Annotated in this window: 15 protein-coding genes; 14 read left to right on the forward strand and 1 reads right to left on the reverse strand. The window is 53.4% G+C overall.

Annotation, left to right across the window (positions count from 1 at the left end; genetic code table 11):
- Positions 1-27 precede the first annotated feature (27 nt).
- The 14 genes from pyrF (at position 28) to C6362_RS05855 (ending at position 15365) form a co-directional block, all read left to right on the forward strand.
- Entirely contained in the window at positions 28-741 is a 714-nt protein-coding gene (gene pyrF / locus C6362_RS05790; protein WP_014015800.1) for an orotidine-5'-phosphate decarboxylase, read from the forward strand.
- A gap of 6 nt (positions 742-747) precedes the next feature.
- Entirely contained in the window at positions 748-1335 is a 588-nt protein-coding gene (pyrE, locus tag C6362_RS05795; RefSeq protein ID WP_014015801.1) for an orotate phosphoribosyltransferase, read from the forward strand.
- 24 nt (positions 1336-1359) lie between these two features.
- Positions 1360-2295 (forward strand): type II secretion system F family protein, encoded by a 936-nt coding sequence (locus tag C6362_RS05800; protein ID WP_014015802.1) that lies wholly within the window; start codon positions 1360-1362, stop codon positions 2293-2295.
- Between the two features lie 191 nt (positions 2296-2486).
- Positions 2487-2984: a copper amine oxidase N-terminal domain-containing protein gene (locus C6362_RS05805; protein ID WP_014015803.1), complete on the forward strand. Its 498-nt coding sequence runs from the start codon at positions 2487-2489 to the stop codon at positions 2982-2984.
- Between the two features lie 207 nt (positions 2985-3191).
- Entirely contained in the window at positions 3192-4136 is a 945-nt protein-coding gene (locus C6362_RS05810; RefSeq protein WP_014015804.1) for an aspartate carbamoyltransferase catalytic subunit, read from the forward strand.
- Positions 4120-5406 (forward strand): dihydroorotase, encoded by a 1287-nt coding sequence (locus C6362_RS05815; protein WP_014015805.1) that lies wholly within the window; start codon positions 4120-4122, stop codon positions 5404-5406. The genes C6362_RS05810 and C6362_RS05815 overlap by 17 nt, the downstream gene beginning before the upstream one ends.
- Complete coding sequence (gene carA, locus C6362_RS05820; RefSeq protein ID WP_014015806.1) at positions 5406-6464, forward strand: glutamine-hydrolyzing carbamoyl-phosphate synthase small subunit; 1059 nt, start codon at positions 5406-5408, stop codon at positions 6462-6464. The genes C6362_RS05815 and carA overlap by 1 nt, the downstream gene beginning before the upstream one ends.
- A 1-nt stretch (position 6465) precedes the next feature.
- Positions 6466-9669 carry a carbamoyl-phosphate synthase large subunit gene (gene carB / locus C6362_RS05825; RefSeq protein WP_014015807.1) on the forward strand — a complete coding sequence of 1068 codons (3204 nt, stop codon included), beginning with the start codon at positions 6466-6468 and terminating at the stop codon, positions 9667-9669.
- Between the two features lie 169 nt (positions 9670-9838).
- Entirely contained in the window at positions 9839-10312 is a 474-nt protein-coding gene (locus C6362_RS05830; protein WP_014015808.1) for a hypothetical protein, read from the forward strand.
- A 53-nt stretch (positions 10313-10365) separates the two neighbouring features.
- Positions 10366-11238 (forward strand): S66 peptidase family protein, encoded by an 873-nt coding sequence (locus C6362_RS05835; protein WP_080596486.1) that lies wholly within the window; start codon positions 10366-10368, stop codon positions 11236-11238.
- 265 nt (positions 11239-11503) lie between these two features.
- Positions 11504-12448, forward strand: a complete 945-nt coding sequence (argC, locus tag C6362_RS05840) for an N-acetyl-gamma-glutamyl-phosphate reductase (protein ID WP_014015810.1) — start codon at positions 11504-11506, stop codon at positions 12446-12448.
- A 27-nt stretch (positions 12449-12475) separates the two neighbouring features.
- Entirely contained in the window at positions 12476-13201 is a 726-nt protein-coding gene (locus C6362_RS05845; protein ID WP_014015811.1) for a bifunctional glutamate N-acetyltransferase/amino-acid N-acetyltransferase, read from the forward strand.
- Positions 13202-13219: 18 nt separating this feature from the next.
- Positions 13220-14128 (forward strand): acetylglutamate kinase, encoded by a 909-nt coding sequence (gene argB / locus C6362_RS05850; RefSeq protein ID WP_014015812.1) that lies wholly within the window; start codon positions 13220-13222, stop codon positions 14126-14128.
- A gap of 64 nt (positions 14129-14192) precedes the next feature.
- Positions 14193-15365 carry an aspartate aminotransferase family protein gene (locus C6362_RS05855; RefSeq protein WP_014015813.1) on the forward strand — a complete coding sequence of 391 codons (1173 nt, stop codon included), beginning with the start codon at positions 14193-14195 and terminating at the stop codon, positions 15363-15365.
- A gap of 619 nt (positions 15366-15984) precedes the next feature.
- On the opposite strand, the gene C6362_RS05860 is transcribed toward C6362_RS05855, so the two are convergent.
- Positions 15985-17190 (reverse strand): Fic family protein, encoded by a 1206-nt coding sequence (locus C6362_RS05860; protein WP_014015814.1) that lies wholly within the window; start codon positions 17188-17190, stop codon positions 15985-15987.
- Between the last annotated feature and the right edge of the window lie 700 nt (positions 17191-17890).

The raw sequence follows: 17890 nt of genomic DNA on the forward strand, positions 1-17890 counted from the left end.
TATATTTATATACAGGAGGGGTAGCCCATGGCAGATGATCGCATCATTACGGCTTTGGATGTCCATTCACTGGAGGATATGAAGAAGCTCGTAGAAACCCTTGGCGACAGTGTTTCTTTTTATAAAGTCGGCATGGAACTGTTTTACAGTGCCGGTCCCGACGCAGTACGGTATTTGAAGGACCAGGGGAAACATGTTTTCCTCGATTTGAAGGTCCATGATATTCCCAATACGGTAGGCCAGAGCATCCGCGCCCTGACCCGTCTCGGCGCCGACCTCATGACGCTGCACGGCACAGGTGGCCGGGCCATGATGGAAGCGGCTGCAGAAGCCGTCCGCGATGAAGCGGCCAAGCTGAATATCGAACGGCCTCGCCTTTTGGCTGTGACGGTATTGACCAGCATCGATGAAGATGCGTGGAAAGAAATCGGCGGCAAGTACAGCATTGCCGAATCGGTCAAGAACCTGGCTAAACTGGCCAAGGAAGCCGGTATCGACGGGACCGTTTCTTCGCCGTATGAAGCGAAGGAAATCCGGGAAATGAATGGTCCCGATTTCCTCATCGTCACGCCGGGCATCCGTCCGACCTTTGCCGTAGCCAACGACCAGAAGCGGTTCACGACGCCGTCCCAGGCTTTGCGCGACGGGGCATCCCATTTGGTCATCGGTCGTCCGATTACCAAGGCTGCCGATCCGAAAGAAGCAGCGGAAAAGATTTTAGCAGAAATTCAGGGGGTATAACCAATCATGATGACAGAAGAAGAAGTAAGACAGTTATTAGTAGAAACGAAAGCCGTTCTCGAAGGCCATTTCCTGTTGACGTCGGGCCTGCACAGCCCGCTGTACGTTGAAAAATTCAACGTTCTCCAGCATCCGGAATATACGGAAAAGCTCTGCAAGGAATTGGCAGAACGTTTCAAGGACCAGAACGTCCAGACTGTCATGGGTCCTATGACCGGCGGCATCCTGCTGGCTCATGAAGTCGGCAAGGCTCTCGGCACGCGGGCTATCTTCACGGAACGTGAAAAGGGCGTCATGACTCTTCGCCGTGGCTTCCACATCGAACCGGGTGAACGCGTCCTCATCGTCGAAGATATCGTCACGACGGGTGGTTCTGTTCAGGAAGTTGTCAACGTTGTCAAGAAAGCTGGCGGCGTCATCGTCGGTGTTGGCCTCCTCGTCGACCGTAGCGGCGGCAAGGCTGAATTCGGCGTACCGAAAGATAAGGTCCAGGCCCTGCTTCACTTGACGGTTCCGACGTACAAACCGGAAGAATGCCCGCTCTGCAAACAGGGCATCCCCATGACCGAACGGGGCAGCCACCATCTGAAATAATCTGGATCAGGAGATGTTTTGTTCATGGAAATGTTATCGGCCATAGCGCCTTTCTTCATGGCTGGCCTGCTGGGGACGGTGTTCGCCCGTTTTACGGGCATCAATATGAGCATGTGCGTCCTCCTCATGTTTTTGTACATGGGGGCCAAGCCCGTCGAATGTATTGCCGCTATGTTGATGTTTAATGTATTCACCTATTTTACGGTGTATTCTCAGCTTCACGTCATGAAGATCAAGAGTTTCACCTTTTTCCCTGGCGTGCGCCTGGCCATCCCGATTTTGATCACCATTGCCCTGGCTGCGCTCAATCCTTTCATCGGCATCGTCTTTTTCGTCTTCACGTTCCTCATGGAAATCTTCGCCAAGATTTATAAGGAAATGGATGCCAAGTCGCGTCCGACGAAGGGGAAAATCGGTCAGATGGTCGTCCTCGCCGCTGTCCTGGTGACGATTGGCACGGCTCTCGTCCAGTTCATCCCGGAAAATTATTATTACATCGTCGGCGGCGTGACTATTTTGATTTACGCCTTCTTCATGTGGCGGACGGGAGACCGCCGCAAGGGAACGGCCTGGTGGGATAAGCTGCTCTATGCATCGACGTTCCTCACCGGTCTGAGCGGCATCGACGGGACGGACTGGCTCACGGCGATGCGCCGTAATCCCGAATCGGTCTTGTCTAAATGCTATCCCATCGTCATCAACGGGGCCATGATCATCGCCCTGCTGGCATCGTATGCTATGTATCAGTATTTCTCGCTGGGTGCCTTGTTTGCTACCATCGGTTCGGCCGTCGGCATCCGCCTGTTTGGCTTATATGAACATAAAGAAAAGGGAAGCTTTTCTTACCTCACCTTGGGCATTGCCGTCCTAGCAGCCCTGGTGTTCATGATCATCCAGCCCGTACCGACAGGATTCCCTGTCGTGCCCATGGCAGATAATGCCGGATTTTTCGATTTTTAGTTTTGCAAAAAAGCGCTGTCTTTTATGGCAGCGCTTTTTTTTGCAAGGCTCCCTTTATAGGGGAGCTGGCCGCCGGAGGCGGTCTGAGAGGTTGTTTTTAAATATTTGCAGGAAAACGGCGGGCTTTGTCGAATATATTATATATGCCTTATTTATGACTCAATTTTATTTTATATAAAGGGGGGATCCCTATGAAGAAAAGTATTATCTTAGCGATGGTCGTAGCGGCTTTGGCTTGCGGGCCGGCCTGGGCTTATGATGAAGGACCGGTCATGGGGCCGTATTCGGCGATTCCCGGATTGACGGCGGTGCAGCAATGCCAATTGACGGTGGCCGGCAAGGTCATGGACCCGGCAGAGGGGGCTGTTTTACAGGAAAATAATGTGGTCATGATTCCCTTGCGGAAAGTGGCGGAACAGCTCGGTTATACCGTGACCTGGGATCCTGACGATCAGAGCGTTCGCGTAGAAATGAACATTGCCTATATCATCGTCAAGCCCGGTGAAGACTGGTATGAACGGATCGGGACGATCAAGAAGGTCAACTTGAACCACATCTTCCAGTACGGTGCCGGCCCGGTCAATGTCAACGGTACGATGTACGTCCCGGCCCAGCTCTTTGAAGCCTTTTACAACAGCGTCACCATTACGCCCCAGGCCGTGACCATTACGCCGGCATCGACAGACTGAAGTCGTGAAAAAACTGCTTGACTTTATGGGCCTTGGTCGATACAATATATAGAAGAATATGTGGCAGTCCCGTGAGGCTGTGCGATTCTAATACTTTCAGATTGTACCTTTAATGTAGTCCGGAGAGGCTAAAAAGGGACATATTTTGCCATGCTTATAATATGACCTTTGCCCTGCGGCAGAGGTCTTTTTTACAAGGAGGATTCGATGGTTAGTATACAGGGCAAAAGCCTGTTGGGGCTCCAGGGAGTACCGAAGGAAGAAATTGAATTGATACTGCGGGTCGCTAAGAAGATGAAGGCCGTCGTCAACAGCGGGAATAAGAAGTTATCCCTGCTCAAAGGGAAATCGGTGGTCAACATGTTCTGGGAACCGAGTACGCGTACGCGCGGTTCCTTTGAAATGGCTGCCAAGTATCTCGGCGCTGATGTCATCAACTTTACGCCGCGGGGAAGCTCCATCCAGAAAGGTGAAAGTTTCCGCGATACCCTGCTGACGGTAACCGCTATGGGTGTCGATGCCATCGTCATGCGTCAGAAACAGGAAGGTTCGCCGTGGTTTGCTGACCGCTGTGTCGACCCGATTATCATTAACGCCGGTGACGGCGCGCACGAACATCCGACGCAGGGCCTCCTCGACATGTTCACCATTAAGGAAGTCAAAGGTCACATCGACGGCTTGAAAGTTGTCATCGTCGGCGATATCGACCACGGCCGCGTCGCCCGCTCCAATATCTATGGTCTCAAGACCATGGGTGCCGACGTCCACCTCGTCGGTCCGCGGACTCTGCTCCAGCCGGAATTGGAAGCTATGGGTGTCAAAGTCCATTACGACTTGAAGGAAGCCATCCAGGATGCAGACGTCATCAACGTCTTGCGTATCCAGAAAGAACGTCAGGGTATCGGCTTCTTCCCCAGTGCCGGTGAATACAATTCGCTCTTCGGTATCAACCGCGACCGCCTCAAGTGGGCTAAAGACGACGTCCTCGTCCTTCATCCGGGTCCCATGAACCGGGGCATCGAAATCGAACCGGATACATGTTACAGTGAATTTTCTTCGATTCAGGAACAGGTCAAGAACGGCGTATCCGTCCGTATGGCCGTATTATATCTGACAATTATGGGAGGCGATGACGTTGACACTACTCGTTAAAGGCGGCAGAGTCGTAAATCCGGCCATGCAGCAGGATGAAATTTGTGACATTCTCATTGAAAATGGTAAAATTAAGGAAATCGGAGCCAATCTGAGCGCTGACGGCGCCGAAATCTTCGACGCATCGGGCCTCGTCGTAGCACCGGGCTTCATCGATATGCACGTCCATCTCCGCCAGCCCGGCCAGTCCGGCAAGGAAACGATTGAAACGGGAACGAAAGCCGCTGCTGCCGGCGGCATTACCCGCGTTGCGACCATGCCGAATACCAAGCCGGTCATCGATTCGGCAATCATCGTCGACGGCATGAAGTATAAGATCGAACGGGAAGCCAAAGTCAAAGTCGAAATCATCGGCGCCATCTCCAAGGGCCTCCAGGGTCAGGAACTGGCCGCTATGGGCGCCATGGCCAAAGAAGGCGTCGCCGCTTTCTCCGATGACGGCCGTTACGTCGAAAACTGCGATTTCATGCGCAAAGCCATGGAATATGCCAGCATGTTCCACAAGGTCATCATCGACCACTGCGAAGAACAGAGCCTCGTCGAAGGCGGCAACATGCATGAAGGCGTCGTTTCCAACGAACTGGGCATCAAAGGCCGTCCGGCTGTCGCCGAAGACATTGCCGTCGCCCGCGATATTTTCCTGGCCGAAGCGACACACACGCCGGTCCACATCGCCCACATCAGCACCAAGAACGCTGTCGAACTGGTCCGTCAGGCCAAGAAGCGCGGCGTCCAGGTCACGGCAGAAGTCACGCCGCAGCACCTCATCCTGACCGATGAAGCCCTGCGCACTTTTGAAACACGGTATAAAGTCAACCCGCCGATCCGCTCGGAAGAACACCGCGCAGCCTGCGTCGCCGGCCTGCAGGATGGCACCATCGATGCCGTCGTCACCGACCACGCACCGCATGAATGGGAAGAAAAGGACCAGGAATTCAACCTGGCTCCCAGCGGCTTCGTCGGCTTGGAAACGAGCGTCGGCGCCATGCTGACTTATATGTATCATACGGGTCATATCGACCTCATGACCCTGGTCAATGCCATGTCGACGGCACAGGCCAAGATCCTCGGCCTCGACGCCGGCGTCATCGCACCGGGCAAGGATGCCGATTTGACCGTACTCGATCTCGATAAAGAATGGACGGTAGATTCCTCGAAATTCTATTCCAAGGGAAAAGCGTCGCCTTTCGATGAAATGATTTTCAAAGGCAAGGCCGCAGCTACCATCGTCAATGGTAAAATTGTAATGAAAAACGGGGAGGTTTTATAATGAAAGGTGTCCTCATATTAGAGAATGGACAGAAGTTTTATGGCAACATGCTGATGGATGAACCGGCTGTCGGCGAAGTTGTCTTCAATACGGGCATGACAGGCTATCAGGAAACGTTCACCGATCCGTCCTATGCCGGTCAGATCATTACCATGACCTACCCGCTCATCGGTAACTACGGTTTGTTCCACGAAATCGAACAGGCCGACCGTCCCTATGCTGCCGGCTTCATCGTCAGCGAGCTCTGTGAAGAACCGAGCAACTGGCAGAACGAAGGCAAGCTGTCTACCTTTATTATGACACACCACATCCCCTGCCTCTACGGCGTCGATACGCGTGCCATTACGCGGGCCATCCGCAGCCAGGGCGTCATGAAAGGCGTCATCGTGCCGGAAACGATGGAAGAAAGCGCTATCAAGGAACTCTTCGATACGCCGCTGGAAACGCAGCTCGTCCGCCGCGTCACGACGCGTGAAATCAAGCACATGGGCGATGGCCGCTTCCACGTCGCCGTCATGGATTACGGCGCCAAAGCCAACATCCTGCGCGAACTGGTCAACAGCGACTGCCGCCTGACCATTTTCCCGGCTGAAACCAAGGCTGAAGAAGTCCTGGCCGTCAATCCGGACGGTATCTTCCTGAGCAACGGCCCTGGCGACCCGAAAGACGTCCCGTACATCGTCGAAGAAGTCAAGAAGATGATCGGCAAGAAACCGATTTTCGGCATCTGCCTGGGTCTTCAGATGCTCGGCCTGGCCCTGGGCGGCAAGAGCCGCAAGCTGACCTTCGGCCACCGCGGTGCCAACCATCCGGTCAAGGATATCCGCACGGGCCGCGTCTACATCACGTCCCAGAACCACGGCTATGTCATCGACGAAGCCTCTCTGCCCGATGACGTCGTCATCACCCATCGCAACCTCCACGACAACACCCTCGAAGGTTTTGAAGTTCCGTCCAAGAAGATCATGTGCGTCCAGTACCATCCGGAAGCTTCGCCGGGACCGACTGATAATTTGTATCTGTTTACACAATTCGTCAAGATGATGGAGGAAAACTAACATGATAGAAGGATTGAAGAAAGTACTCGTTATCGGTTCGGGCCCTATTATCATCGGTCAGGCCGCTGAATTCGACTATGCCGGCACACAGGCCTGCCGTGCCTTGAAGGAAGAAGGACTGGAAGTCGTCCTCATCAACAGCAACCCGGCGACGATCATGACCGACGAAGACATTGCCGACCGAGTCTATGTCGAACCGATTTCCCTCGACTACGTGACGGAAGTCATTGAAAAAGAACGGCCTGACGGCCTGCTGGCTACCCTTGGCGGCCAGGTCGGCCTGAACATGGCTGTCGAACTGGCTAACGCCGGTGTCCTGGAAAAATATAACGTCCAGCTCCTCGGGACGCATCTGTCGGCTATCGAAGAAGCCGAAGACCGGGAACTCTTCAAGAAAGCTATGAAAGATATCAACCAGCCTGTTCCGGAAAGCGATATCTTTGAAGACGTCCCGTCGGCCATCGAATTCGCTGACAAGATCGGCTATCCGATCATCGTCCGTCCGGCCTTTACCCTCGGCGGTACCGGCGGCGGCATCGCCCACGACGAAGACGAATTGTTCATGATCGCCACGCGCGGCATCAAACTCAGCCCGATCAACCAGATCCTCGTCGAACGCTCCGTTGCCGGCTGGAAGGAAATCGAATACGAAGTCATGCGCGATAAGGCCGACAACTGCATCATCGTCTGCAACATGGAAAACATCGACCCCGTCGGCATCCATACGGGCGACTCCATCGTCGTCGCACCGAGCCAGACCCTGAACGACTTGCAGTACCAGATGCTGCGTACGGCATCGCTGGCCATCATCCGCCGCTTGAAGATCGAAGGCGGCTGCAACGTCCAGTACGCCCTGGACCCGAACAGCAACCAGTATTACGTCATCGAAGTCAATCCCCGTGTCAGCCGTTCGTCGGCCCTGGCTTCCAAAGCGACGGGCTATCCTATCGCCAAAGTTGCTGCCAAAGTCGCTACAGGCCTGACCCTGGACCAGATTACCAATGCCGTTACGGGCAAGACGACGGCCTGCTTCGAACCGACCCTCGACTATTGCGTCGTCAAATTCCCGCGCTGGCCTTTTGAAAAATTCGCCCTCGCCGACAAGACCCTGGGCACGCAGATGAAGGCTACGGGCGAAGTCATGGCCCTCGACCGCTGCTTTGAAGGGGCCCTGCTCAAAGCCGTCCGCTCTCTGGAAATCGGCGTCAACTATATTTCCATGAAGAAGCTCGAAAGCAAGTCCCTCATCGACATCGTCGAACTCCTGCAGAAACAAGATGATGAACGGCTCTTCGTCGTCGCTCAGGCCCTGCGCCTCGGCATCAGCGAAGAAAAGATTCATTACATCACGGGCTATGACCTGTGGTTCCTCCATAAGATCAAGAACATCATCGACTTGGAATTCGACTTGAAGCGCAACAACCTGACGGTCGATAACATCCGCCTGGCTAAACGCTACAGCATGCCGGATGCCGTCATCGCCGGCTTCACCAACAAGACGGAAGACGAAGTCCGCCAGTTCCGCCTCGACCACGGCATTACGCCGACCTTCAAGATGGTCGATACGTGCGCTGCCGAATTTGAAGCCGCTACGCCTTATTACTATTCGTGCTATGCCGACGAAGACGAAGTCAAGCCCCTGGGCAAGAAGAGCGTCATCGTCCTCGGTTCCGGCCCGATCCGCATCGGCCAGGGTATCGAATTCGACTACTGCTCGGTCCATTCGGCCTGGGCCCTGCGCAAAGCCGGCATGAACAGCATCATCGTCAACAACAACCCGGAAACGGTCAGCACCGACTTCGATACGTCGGACAGCCTGTACTTTGAACCGCTCACGGTCGAAGACGTCATGGCTGTCGTCGACAAGGAAAAACCGGTCGGCGTCATCTGCCAGTTCGGCGGCCAGACGGCTATCAACCTGGCAGCTCCACTGGCCAAACGGGGCGTTACCGTCCTCGGTACGTCTGTTGACGGCATGGACCGCGCCGAAGACCGCGAACGTTTCGACGAAGTCCTGGCCAAATTGAACATTCCCCGTCCGGACGGCCGCATCGCTACCAGCGATAAAGAAGCCATGAAGGTTTCCAAGGAATTGGAATTCCCGCTCATCGTCCGCCCGTCTTACGTCCTCGGCGGCCGGGCTATGGAAATCGTCTATAACGAAAAAGAATTGGAACGCTATCTCCGTGAAGCCGTCATCGCTTCGCCGGACCACCCGATCCTCATCGACGAATACATGGTCGGCCGTGAAGTCGAAGTCGACGCCGTTGCCGATGGTACTGACGTCTACATCCCGGGCATCATGGAACAGGTCGAACGGGCCGGCGTCCATTCCGGTGACTCCATTGCCGTCTATCCGCCGCAGCATCTGGACCAGGATATGATCAACCAGATTGTCGACTACACGACGCGCATTTCCCTGGAACTCCAGGTCAAAGGTTCGGTCAACATCCAGTTTGTCGTTTCCCGCGGCAAGTTGTACATCATCGAAGTCAACCCGCGCTCGAGCCGTACCGTTCCCTTCTTGAGCAAGGTTACCCATTTCCCGATTGTCGAAATCGCAACCCGTATCGCTCTCGGCGAAACTTTGAAGGACATGGGCTATCACAGCGGCCTCATGCCGGCCAAGAAACACGTCGCCGCCAAGGCTCCGGTCTTCTCATTCAGCAAGATCGGCCTGGCTGAAATCGCCCTTGGGCCGGAAATGAAATCGACTGGCGAAGTCATGGGTATCGGTCATTCTTACTCCGAAGCCCTGTACAAAGCCGTCAATGGCGCTAAGATGAAGATCCCCGCTGGCGGTACGATCCTCGTCACCGTCGCCGACCGCGATAAAGCTGAAGCCCTCCAGCTGGCTGAAGGCTTCAAGGAATTGGGCTATCACATCATCGCTACCGAAGGGACGGGCAAATACTTCAACGACCACGGCATGCCCGTCGACATCGTCCGCAAGATCCACGAAGGCGGCCAGAATATCGCCACCCTGATCCGCAACGGCAAGATCGACTTGGTCCTCAACACCCTGACCTATGGCAAGCACCCGGAACGCGACGGCTTCAACCTCCGCCGCATGGCCGTAGAACTCGCCGTTCCCTGCCTGACCTCCCTCGATACAGCCCGTGAAGTCCTCCGCGTCTTTGCCAACAAAGGCAAAAACGAAGGCTACCACCACGTCGCTGCCTTGCAGGATTACGATATGGAATAACTTATAGTTTGTAGTATGGAGTTTGTAGTTTGTAGAAGCTGATTTTAAATTTTTTACCATTTTCTGCAAACTAAAAACTGCAAACTAAAAACTCAAAAGGCACTGTCTTAATGCGACAGTGCCTTTTTTGTCGTATAATAAAGGCATACTTTGAAGGGAGGTTTTTGGTATGAATATGAAACGTGGGTTAATGATTTTATCATTAGGGGCCGCGGTGGCTCTCGGAGGTTTTGGCAGCGGTCAGGCTTTTTTCAACAGTCCTTTGGCTGCGAATAGTCATTACAGGCCGATTAATTTTGGCATGGGTTATGAAATGTACGTCGATTTAAGTTCGCTGGAAACCGTGAAGGATGACGGTCAGGGATGGACTTTTAAGGTCAATCTCTTCCGGTCGCCAGAGGATTCGGGGAATATTGAAGGGACGTATACCCTGACTTATAAGGTGGCTCATGGCCAGGCCTGGCTGTATAATGATTCGACCCATAGCTGGCAGGAAATCCCTATGCGCAAGAAGGAAATCAAGCACAATCAGATTGCCGATTTCGTCGCCGTCAATCTCTGTTACAAGCAGAAGACGGGCCAATATCTGAATGACGACTATGGCTATGCCAAGGGCATGGAGCGTTATTACAAGGGGGAGTAACGGCGGGAACGGCTCTTCGGGGACCGGCACTGCACCGCGGCGACTGCATCGGCATCGCAGCGCCGGCCACGCACGATGAAGGCCAGGATATTTCTGAGGCCGTAGCTAGGCTGGAACGGGCCGGTTATCGCGTCAAGATGATGCCGACGGTCACTGGGAATTATGGTTTCTTTTCCGGGACCGATGCGGAACGGGCCCGCGATATCAATGCCTTGTTCCACGACGATGATGTCAAGGCCATTATCTGCCTCAATGGCGGCTACGGCTCGGCGCGTATCCTCGATAAGCTGGATTATGATTACATCGCGTCTCATCCCAAACTGGTCGTCGGCTTCAGCGATGTGACGGCCTTGCAGACTGCCCTTTGGGAAAAATGCCGCTTAGTCACAGCCAATGGACCGCTCATGGTCACCCTCGGCGGCTCCGATGCCTATACGGCAGGCCAGTTCTTCCAGGGCCTTACGACAGATGCATGGCAAGGCCCCCTGGCCCTGCCGGCCGGGCGGAAGCTGACGACCGTCGTTCCGGGACAGGCGGAAGGGCCGATCGTCGGCGGCAATCTGACGGTCCTCACATCCCTTGTCGGTACGCCTTATGCCCTCGATGGGACGGGCTGCATCCTGGTCCTGGAGGATACTGGCGAAGATGCTTACCGCATTGACCGCATGCTGAACCAGCTCTGGCAGAGCGGCCTTTTGTCCCGCGTCGCCGCCATCGCTTATGGCGATTTCACCGACTGCCCCAACGACCCGGGCGACTTCACGACGGACCAGGTCCTGGATTATTATGCCCATCTGGCTGGAAAAACCGCCATCAAAGGACTGCCCGTCGGCCATACCAAGGATAAGGCCTTCGTGCCTTACGGCGTCAAAGTCCGCCTCGATGCCGACAGGGAGGGCGCATCGCTTACCTTTATTGATGTTTGATGTTTGCGGTCCAGGGACCGCGTTATCAACGGGATTCAGGCGGGCCGCAGCCTCTGCTGTCCGTTCTGGCAACCGTCCTGCGCCTTCCGTTGGTCGGCACCTGACGGGCCAGAAAGGCCCTCTGGGACGGCCCCTACGGTTATTTACGATTATTTATGTAAAAAATCGTGCATAATTCTTGACAAAATATTAAAATGCATCTATAATGAATAAAAATTCAAAGAATAGTCAGGGCACAGCCCATGTGATATAGGAGTGATGAAGTGTGAAAACGAAAGTATTCATTGATGGTCATGAAGGGACGACGGGCCTTCGGATTCATGAACGGCTCAGTACCCGCCAGGATATCGAATTGGTCCCCATTGCCGACGATGTCCGCAAGGATCCCGACGCCATCCGGGCCTGCATGAAACAGGCCGACATCGCCTTCCTTTGTCTCCCTGACGGTGCTGCAGCCGAAGCCGTAACGCTGGCTGAAGGTTGTGACGTCCGCCTCATCGATACGTCGACGGGCCGGCGGGTGGCACCGGGCTGGACTTATGGGTTCCCCGAATTATCGCCGCAGCAGGCCGAAGCTATTGCCAAGAGCGACCGCGTCGGCAATCCGGGCTGCCACGCCAGCGGCGCCATTTCTATCCTGCAGCCTTTGACGGCAGCCGGCATCGTTCCGGCCGATTATCCCGTAACGGCGTTCTCTCTGACCGGGTACAGCGGCGGCGGCAAGAAGATGATTGCCCAGTACGAAGGCGACAAGAGCCAGGATTTATATGCACCGCGTCAGTACGGCCTGGTCCAGCAGCACAAACACTTGCCGGAAATCGTCACGATCTGCCATTTGACGCAGGAACCGGTCTTCACGCCTATTGTCGATGATTATTACAGTGGCATGGAAGTCATGATTCCTTTCTTCAGCCAGTTGCTGGCCAAGAAAGTGACGGCTCAGGACGTATGGCAGGTTTTGGCCAGCCATTACGACGGCTGCCCCTTTATCCATGTCCTGCCCTTCGGTGAAGACAAGGGCGGCTTTATCGCAGCCAATGATATGAGCGGCTACGACGATATGGAAATCCTAGTCACTGGTAATGACCAGCGCATCATGGTTACGTCCTTGTTCGACAACCTCGGCAAAGGCGCTTCCGGTGCAGCTATACAGAATATGAACCTTATGATGGGCATTGATCCCACGACAGGGCTTAATTTAAAGTATTAGATGAATAAGATGAAAGGTGGAGTCAGTATGAGTCAGGTTTATGATAGCCTCAGCGTACCGCAAGGATTTCAGGCTGCCGGTACGTATAGTGGATTATGTAGCAGCCGTGTGAAATTGGATGTCGCTATGATCGTAAGCCGACGGGACTGCTCCATCGTTACCGCTACGAGTCAGGGCCTGATGACTCAGGAAGGTAAGGTACTGCTCCTGCACAACGGTACGGCCCTGCCCGATGGGCCCCGGGGCCATGAGATTTCTCAGGAAGTCTGCCAGGCTGCGGGGAAATGCATGGATGAAGCGCCCGAAGATATCGCCTTGGTTGCCAGCGGGGCCAAGGGCCAGTATTTCCGGCCGTCCCTGCTCATCCACAGTCTCAAGACGCTGACAGCTGGGTTAGGGAATGACAGTCAGCCGCTGGAAGCGGTTCTGGATAACTCCGGTGATGTCACAGCTTATCAGGTCGCCTTATCCAGTGGTACGCCGGGCTGTTCCTTGAGCGGTATTGCCGCTGACGGCACGGCCGACAGCGATGGCCTTTGCGTCATCATGACCGATGCCCAGGCCGGCAGTGCTGTCATCGAAGGAGCCCTGGCTCAGGCCAAGGCAGCTATCGATACGGAAAACTTTACGTTCATCGTCATGGCCAATGGCATGGCCGGCAGCGGCCCTTGCAGCCAGGAAGATCTGGCCGCAGGCATGGAAGATTTGTTGAAAAAATTAGGCTTTCAAAATTCGTTGAAAGCTTGCAGTTAAATGGGGGAATCTATTGCGATGTTTAAAAGAATCGAACTTGTCTCGGAAGATGTCAAATCCGTAACCAATGCCCAAAAGGCACAGATTTTGATGAACGCTCTGCCGTACATCAAGAAATACAGCGGCAAAATCGTCGTCGTCAAGTACGGCGGCAACGCCATGATCAATGAAGACCTGAAGAAATCAGTCATGGGCGATATCGTCCTCTTGAACCTCATCGGCGTCAAAGTCGTCCTGGTCCACGGCGGCGGCCCGCATATCAAGGAAACGCTGAACCGCTTGGGCATGGAATCGAAGTTCCTCAACGGACTGCGCGTGACTGATGCGGAAACGATGAAAGTCGTCCAGATGGTCTTGGCCGGCCAGGTCAACAAGGATTTGGTCAACCTTATCGGGACGATTGGCGGCAAGGCTATCGGTCTCTGCGGCTTGGACGACCAGATGATCAAAGTCCAGAAGCAGAGCGATGAACTGGGCTATGTCGGCCGCATTACGGACGTCGACGTTTCCATTATCAAGGATAACCTGGACAAAGGCTATATCCCGGTCATTTCGACTATCGGCACCGACACCAACGGTCAGGCCTACAACATCAACGCCGATACGGCAGCGGCCAAGATTGCCGGCGCCCTCAATGCGGAATGTATGCTTTCCATGACCAATATCGATGGCGTCCTCAAAGATAAGGACGATCCCGATTCGCTGCTCACGGAAATCACCCTCGAACAGGCACGGCAGCTGGAAAAAGACGGCATCATCGCTGGTGGCATGATTCCTAAGGTCCAGTGCTGCACTGATGCCATCAAGGCTGGCGTCAAGCGCGTGTTCATCATCAACGGCACGGTTCCCCATGCCATCCTCATCGAAATGCTCACCGAAGAAGGCCTGGGCACGATGTTCGTAGGGCATTATTCAATCGGTAAATAGTCTTAGCAAAGACTATTTACGCCGTTCGCTCCCAGCATAATTACAAGAAAGAAGGAATCCCCCAATGGCAGAAGATTATAAAACCCTTGATAAAGAATATATCGTTAATGTATACAACCGGGTCGGTGCTGTGTTGGACCACGGCAAAGGCGCTGTATTATATGATGTCGATGGCAAGAAATATATCGACCTCAGTGCCGGCATTGCCGTCAACATCTTCGGTGTCTGCGATGATGTGTGGATCAAAGCCGTCGAAACGCAGCTCCATAAATTGAGCCATATTTCCAACGTCTTCTTTACGGAACCTCAGACCGTCTTGGCTGAAAAACTCTGCCAGAAGACAGGCATGAAGAAAGTCTTCTTCTCCAACTCCGGTGCCGAAGCCAACGAATGTGCCATCAAGACGGCCCGCAAATATTCGTACGACAAATATGGCGACGGCCGTTATACCATCGTCACCTTGAAGAACAGCTTCCACGGCCGGACCATTGCCACCTTGACGGCGTGCGGCCAGGACTCGCTTCATGAAGATTTCGGCCCCTTCGTCGACGGCTTCGTCTATGCCGAACCCGATGATTTTGCCGACATGAAGCGGCTTTGCGAAGAAAACAATGTCTGCGCTATCATGATGGAAATGGTCCAGGGCGAAGGCGGCGTCCATCCTCTCGACAAGGAATACGTCCAACAAGTCGTAGAATATGCTCACGCTCATGATATCCTGATTATCGTCGACGAAGTCCAGACCGGTAATGGCCGGACGGGCTATCTCTATTCCTACATGGGCTATGGTATCCAGCCCGATATTGTCTCGACAGCCAAAGCCATCGGCGGTGGCCTGCCATTGGGCGCTACGATGTTCGCCGATTCGACGCAGCATACCCTGACTAATCACACCCATGGCTCGACCTTTGGCGGCAACCCGATTTGTACGGCTGGCGGCATTTCCATCATCGACCGCCTCGACGACGACCTTATGGCAGAAGTTCGGGAAAAAGGGAAATACATCAAAGAAGAACTGGAACAATGCGAACACGTCGACCACGTATCGGGCATGGGCCTCATGATCGGCGTCGCCCTCAAAAATAAAGCCCTCATGGACGTCGTAGAAGGCTGCGTAGACAACGGTGTCCTCGTCCTCACAGCCAATGGCCTCCTGCGCCTCCTGCCGCCGCTCAACATCCCTTGGGACGAATTGAAAGAAGCCATCGGCATCGTTAAGAAGGTCATCGATAAATAGAATATAGTTTGTAGTGAAAAAAGGCGCTGTCGCATGAAGACAGCGCCTTTTTTGCAGCCAGCGGTTAGCTGTTAGCAAAAAATACACGGCCAACGGCCTTGTGCGTAGGGGCTGTCCCGCTGAGGGCAGCCCGCTGCGAAATTCGACCACACCTATTCGAGTATAATGGTAGGTTTTTACGAACCACGAACTACGGCCTTTCCTCGGACTCAGATGCGGCGTTCCGCCGCGACAGGCTCAAATTAACAACGACGCTTCGGGAAATCCTCAGCGCGTAGCGGGACGCCCTCCGGAATATCCTCCGGGACGTCCCCTACGAAATCGCATACAGGCGATGGGAATGAACGCAGTTACAGGGCACAAAAAAAAACACGGCCTGTGGCCGTATGCGTAGGGGACGTCCAAAGGGCGTCCCGTTGTGATATTCGACCACAGCCCATTCGAGTATAATGGCAGGCTTTTACGAGCCACGAACAATGAACCACGAGCCACGATTTTTTCCACGAGCCGAGGGTTACTCGAGGCGATGTCGTCATTCTGAGCCTGTCGCCGCGTAGCGGCATCTGAGTCCGAGGCGGCCTGCGAACGGCGAACTGCGACCGGCGGGGCCGTTAGGCCCTTATAATCGCAATTGGTAGCGGTATGGCCGTATTTCTTTATTTATCCACAGATATTCTTCAGGAATTTTTTTCAGATGATTGTAGACTGTGTTTTCAGAAATGTTTAGAGTTTCTATGATTTCTTTTACGGAAACGCCGATGTCGGAAAAGATAGCCGCTTGCAGCAGGATATCGCAAATGGCAGCAGTGGTTTTATTTTTTGTTGATAGGGACGGCGTTTGGGCAAGTTTTTCTTTGGCTTTTTGATAAGTTTGATATTTGTGTTTGAGTGTATGGTGTGTAAAAAGCGTGGCCTGTTCGATGAACTGCAAAGTCCCTATGATGAAGGGGGTCAAATCTCCGCGATTGATATCGGCATCGGTATGTGAAAACAGGTCGTAGTATCTTTTGCGGTATTTTTTGATTAAGATAGAAACTTGCAGGGCTATTGCGGGATGTAAATGCAATGCCAACAAATAAGACGTGATAAATCGCGCCATTCGGCCATTTCCATCATAGAAAGGATGGATGTAGCCAAAGAAATAGTGAAAGATAGCAACACGAATTAAATAAGGGATGGTCTTGTCATTCAGCACATCGAGAGCTGCGTCCATCATCTCGATGATAGCTGATTCCGGGTAGACTCCTTGATGGATAGTTTTTTGTGCCGGTGAGACGATGTCGACACGATCCTTATGAAAGATTTTCCCATCAGGGAGATTTTTGGAGTCATCTCGTTTAATTTCATCGGCCAGAAAATCGTCGAAAAGCTGGCGGATATCCTGGCTGGTAGTTAAAGGGATGTATTCTTTTTGAATGATTTTGATGTATTTGTTGACGATGCTGCCCAACCGGTAAGATGACTGTTCCGATTCGGGGACGGAAAAAGCCATCAAGATCTCTTTCCTCGTACTGCGGACGCCTTCAATGTCATTGGTCGATTTGATTTCATCAACTAGGGACATATGCAAAAATTGTGATATAGCGGCCGGTGGGACTTGATGTATAATATCGAGACAGTCCATGACTTCGCTGGCAATTTTTTCCAAGGATAAGGCGATTTCTTCAGTATAGCAGAAAAATGCTGGATGGCTTTGCCGACGATGATACTGCTTTATGGCCAAAGGCAAATGACGGCTAAAAGGGCTGTGAAACCGTTCCTGATATACTTTTTCCCATATTTGGTTGTCTTTGTAATAGAGTGAATACAGAGATTCATATTTCATGGCAGTCACCTCAAAAAAAGCGAATTTTGCTATCTGATGATTCTGAGACCTCAAAAAATGGAAATTTTGAGGTTTCACTTTTATTATACTCGGCAATTGATAATATGAACAGTATAGTGCTCAGATTGCAGGTGGCCGGTCGCAAAAAAACGGCCAGCGACCGTATAGGTAGGGGACGCCCGGAGGGCGTCCCGCTGTGATATTCGATTGCAGCCTATTCGGGTTTAATGGTATGCTTTTTGATTACGAATAACGCGCCGCGGCCTTTCCTCGGACTCAGATGCGGCGTTCCGCCGCGACAGGCTCAAATTAACAACGACGCTTCGGGAAACTCTCAGCGCGTAGCGGGACGCCCTCCGAAATATCCTCCGGGACGTCCCCTACGAAATCGCATACAGGCGATGGGAATGAACGCAGTTACAGGGCACAAAAAAAACACGGCCTGTGGCCGTATGCGTAGGGGACGCCCAAAGGGCGTCCCGTTGTGATATTCGACCACAGCCCATTCGAGTATAATGGCAGGCTTTTACGAGCCACGAGCCACGAACAACGAACCACGAGCCACGATTTTTTCCACGAGCCGAGGGTCACTCGAGGCGATGTCGTCATTCTGAGCCTGTTGCCGCATAGCGGCATCTGAGTCCGAGGCGGCCTGCGAACTGCAGCCTGCGACCGGCGGGGCCGTCAGGGCCCAACATAC

It is taken from the genome of Megasphaera elsdenii DSM 20460 (assembly GCF_003010495.1).
Taxonomy (GTDB): Bacteria; Bacillota; Negativicutes; order Veillonellales; family Megasphaeraceae; genus Megasphaera; species Megasphaera elsdenii.

What these genes read in the sequence shown, in the direction of transcription:
- carB (WP_014015807.1), top strand. Translation starts at nt 6,466, where the DNA reads ATGATAGAAGGATTGAAGAAAGTACTCGTTATCGGTTCGGGCCCTATT.
- C6362_RS05800 (WP_014015802.1), top strand. Translation starts at nt 1,360, where the DNA reads ATGGAAATGTTATCGGCCATAGCGCCTTTCTTCATGGCTGGCCTGCTG.
- C6362_RS05860 (WP_014015814.1), bottom strand. Translation starts at nt 17,190, where the DNA reads ATGAAATATGAATCTCTGTATTCACTCTATTACAAAGACAACCAAATA.
- C6362_RS05845 (WP_014015811.1), top strand. Translation starts at nt 12,476, where the DNA reads ATGAGTCAGGTTTATGATAGCCTCAGCGTACCGCAAGGATTTCAGGCT.
- carA (WP_014015806.1), top strand. Translation starts at nt 5,406, where the DNA reads ATGAAAGGTGTCCTCATATTAGAGAATGGACAGAAGTTTTATGGCAAC.
- C6362_RS05855 (WP_014015813.1), top strand. Translation starts at nt 14,193, where the DNA reads ATGGCAGAAGATTATAAAACCCTTGATAAAGAATATATCGTTAATGTA.
- C6362_RS05810 (WP_014015804.1), top strand. Translation starts at nt 3,192, where the DNA reads ATGGTTAGTATACAGGGCAAAAGCCTGTTGGGGCTCCAGGGAGTACCG.
- pyrF (WP_014015800.1), top strand. Translation starts at nt 28, where the DNA reads ATGGCAGATGATCGCATCATTACGGCTTTGGATGTCCATTCACTGGAG.
- pyrE (WP_014015801.1), top strand. Translation starts at nt 748, where the DNA reads ATGATGACAGAAGAAGAAGTAAGACAGTTATTAGTAGAAACGAAAGCC.
- argB (WP_014015812.1), top strand. Translation starts at nt 13,220, where the DNA reads ATGTTTAAAAGAATCGAACTTGTCTCGGAAGATGTCAAATCCGTAACC.
- C6362_RS05805 (WP_014015803.1), top strand. Translation starts at nt 2,487, where the DNA reads ATGAAGAAAAGTATTATCTTAGCGATGGTCGTAGCGGCTTTGGCTTGC.
- C6362_RS05830 (WP_014015808.1), top strand. Translation starts at nt 9,839, where the DNA reads ATGAATATGAAACGTGGGTTAATGATTTTATCATTAGGGGCCGCGGTG.